Source organism: Bacillus cereus group sp. BfR-BA-01524, assembly GCF_022662595.1.
GTDB classification, from domain to species: domain Bacteria; phylum Bacillota; class Bacilli; order Bacillales; family Bacillaceae_G; genus Bacillus_A; species Bacillus_A thuringiensis_S.
Map to the genome: position 1 here is coordinate 1 of NZ_JAKUDW010000195.1, position 3,368 is coordinate 3,368.

The window sequence follows — 3,368 nt, forward strand, 5'->3', positions numbered from 1 at the left end:
AAAAATCGTTGATATAATTTCCTATACTATTAGCATTTTGGAGGAGCATCTTTTTATGTATTTTTAAACATTATAACGTTATATTTACTTTTCGTTTTTTTCATGTTACTCTAAATATGTGAAAGAGATATAAAATGAAACTTTAATGTAAGCGTATTCTTATGGCTTCTTATAGAAAAGGGTGGAAATACAATGACAGAACGATTCGTACTACGTAATGTGAAACGTGTGAACGGGGAAGAGATTGACATTGTAATTGAAAATAACAAAATCGCACAGGTGACGAAAGCTGGTGCTGGCGAAGGTGGAAAGGTTCTTGATTACTCTGGTACTTACGTATCGAGTGGTTGGATTGATTTGCACGTTCACGCTTTTCCAGAGTTTGATCCGTATGGCGATGAGGTGGATGAAATTGGCGTTAAGCAAGGGGTAACGACAATTGTTGATGCGGGTAGTTGCGGTGCTGATCGCATTGCAGATTTAGTACAAAGTAGAGAGCAGGCAAAGACAAATTTATTTGCCTTTTTAAATATTTCTCGCATCGGTTTGAAACGAATTGATGAATTATCCAATATGGAATGGATAGATAAAGAGAAAGCGATAGAAGCAGTAGAAAAGTATAAAGATGTAATCGTTGGGTTAAAGGCGAGAATGAGTAAAAGTGTCGTTTGTGATAGTGGAATTGAACCGCTTCATGTTGCCCGTTCTTTATCTCGTGAAACATCATTACCGATTATGGTACATATCGGTTCAGCGCCTCCTCGTATAGAGGAAGTTGTACCTCTTTTAGAAAAAGATGATGTCATTACACATTATTTAAACGGGAAAGAAAATAATTTATTTGATGAAGAAGGGAAACCGCTACCTGTGTTGTTAGATGCGGTGAATCGCGGCGTGCATTTAGATGTTGGTCACGGTAATGCTAGCTTTTCTTTTAAAGTAGCAGAAGCGGCGAAGCGTCACAATATTGCCTTTAATACAATTAGTACGGATATTTACCGGAAGAATCGTATATATGGTCCAGTGTATAGTATGGCTCACGTTCTTTCGAAATTCCTTTACTTAGGTTATCCGCTAGAAGAAGTGATTGATGCGGTTACGAAAAATGCGGCAGAGTGGCTTAAGAAACCAGAGCTTGGCCGTATTCAAGAAGGAGATATTGCAAACTTAACTTTATTTACGGTTAAAGATGAGAAGGTTACCTTAATTGATTCAGAAGGGGATCAGCGCATTGCTGAAAGAAGGATTGATACGAAAGGGGTTGTAATCAATGGGTCATTCATTGAATGCTAAGTACGGATTAAAAAGAGTAATTAATGCGAGCGGTAGAATGAGTATTTTAGGTGTATCTGCTCCTACAGATACGGTAATGGATGCGATGAAACATGGGGGACAAAATTATGTGGAAATTGCTGATTTAGTAGATAAAGCAGGAGATCATATTGCGAGAATTCTAGATTCAGAGGCAGCGGTCGTTGTGAATTCAGCATCGAGCGGAATTGCGCTTTCTATCGCTGGTATCGTTACAGAAGGAAATCGCCGTAAAAGTGAAAGACTTCATCAAGAGGTCATCGCGAAAAACGAAGTGATTATGTTAAAAGGTCATAACGTTCAATACGGTGCTCCTGTTGAAACGATGATTTACTTAGGTGGAGGAAAACTCGTTGAAGTTGGCTACGCAAATGAAGGGAAAGCAGAACATATTGAAGATGCGATTGGCGAAAATACAGCAGCAATTCTTTATGTGAAATCACATCATGCAGTGCAAAAAAATATGATTTCTGTTGAAGAAGCATGGGAAGTAGCGCAGCGAAATAATATCCCGCTTATCGTCGATGCGGCGGCTGAAGAGGATATTCAAAAATACGTGAAGTATGCAGACCTTGCCATTTATAGCGGTTCAAAGGCGATTGAAGGGCCGACTTCTGGTATTGTCGGCGGGAAACGAAAATATATTGAATGGCTGAAAGTGCAATTACATTGTATCGGAAGAAGTATGAAAGTTGGGAAAGAAACAACTTTCGGTTTACTTCAAGCGCTTGATGAGTACGGAGTAAAAGAAGATAAAAGTGAGCAAGAAAAAGAGTTATTACAAGTACTTATGCCGCTGAAAGAATTAAACGGTATAAATGTAACGATCGTTCAAGATGAAGCAGGAAGAGCAATCTTTAGAGCACGTATTCATATTAACGAGAAAGAGTTAAATAAATCGGCAAAAGACGTTGTGACTGAATTACGCGACGGGGAAATCGCAATTTACACACGTGATTACGGAGTAAGACAAGGATTCTTTGATATCGATCCACGTCCACTTCAAGGTGATGACATACATGTAATTGAAGAAAAATTGAGAGAAATTGTAGGGGGAAACTAAAATGACAAATATTCAAAAACGTTTTTATAAAGGCCGCGTAGCATTAAATGTATTAGCGAACAATATCCAAAATGCGAAAGATATTTTTGAAGCAGCAGAAGGTTATGTAGTAGTAGGAGTGTTATCAAAAGACTACCCAACAGTAGAAGAAGCAGTTACAGCGATGAAAGCATACGGAAAAGAAATTGATGACGCTGTATCAATCGGACTAGGCGCAGGAGATAATCGCCAAGCAGCAGTTGTAGCTGAAATTGCGAAGCATTATCCTGGTAGCCATATTAACCAAGTGTTTCCTTCGGTTGGAGCGACACGTGCAAATCTTGGCGAAAAAGATAGCTGGATTAATAGTTTAGTATCGCCAACAGGAAAAGTAGGTTACGTAAATATTTCTACTGGCCCAATTAGTGCGGCTGGAGAAGAAAAAGCAATCGTTCCAATTAAAACAGCGATCGCACTTGTACGTGATATGGGCGGAAATTCATTGAAATACTTCCCGATGAAAGGGCTAGCTCACGAAGAAGAATATCGCGCAGTTGCGAAAGCTTGTGCAGAAGAAGGATTCGCATTAGAGCCAACAGGTGGAATTGATAAAGAAAACTTTGAAACAATTGTACGTATTGCGCTTGAGGCAAATGTAGAGCAAGTTATCCCGCACGTATACTCTTCTATTATTGATAAAGAAACTGGTAATACGAAAGTAGAAGATGTTCGTGAATTATTAGCAGTCGTGAAAAAGCTAGTTGATCAATATGCGTAAGAAAATTGCAGCGTTCGGCGAAGTAATGATGCGCCTGCAAGTACCTGGATATGAATTGTTGTCGCAAGCTAACACGTTAAATTACTCATTTTCAGGTACAGGTGTGAACGTTGTAGCGGCACTTTCTCACTTAGGGCATGAAGGGCTTCTTATTTCAACTTTACCGGAAAATTCGGTTGGAGATGCAGCTGTATCTTACATTCAAAAGTTAGGGATTCAAACTTCTCTTGTTTCAAG

General features: G+C 39.1%; 4 protein-coding genes. All 4 read left to right on the forward strand.

Annotated features, from left to right (window positions below):
- Positions 1-192: 192 nt before the first annotated feature.
- A complete protein-coding gene (locus MR170_RS30140; RefSeq protein ID WP_242310549.1) occupies positions 193-1,293 on the forward strand; it encodes an amidohydrolase/deacetylase family metallohydrolase in 1,101 nt (366 codons plus the stop codon).
- The gene (locus MR170_RS30145; protein WP_242310551.1) at positions 1,271-2,374 is read left to right on the forward strand and encodes a DgaE family pyridoxal phosphate-dependent ammonia lyase; all 1,104 of its coding nucleotides are present in this window, start codon (positions 1,271-1,273) and stop codon (positions 2,372-2,374) included. The genes MR170_RS30140 and MR170_RS30145 overlap by 23 nt, the downstream gene beginning before the upstream one ends.
- 1 nt (position 2,375) lies before the next feature.
- A complete protein-coding gene (gene dagF / locus MR170_RS30150; protein WP_078401182.1) occupies positions 2,376-3,131 on the forward strand; it encodes a 2-dehydro-3-deoxy-phosphogluconate aldolase in 756 nt (251 codons plus the stop codon).
- Positions 3,124-3,368: PfkB family carbohydrate kinase (locus MR170_RS30155; RefSeq protein WP_242310553.1), on the forward strand; the 245-nt coding region annotated here is incomplete at its 3' end. The genes dagF and MR170_RS30155, both read left to right, overlap by 8 nt.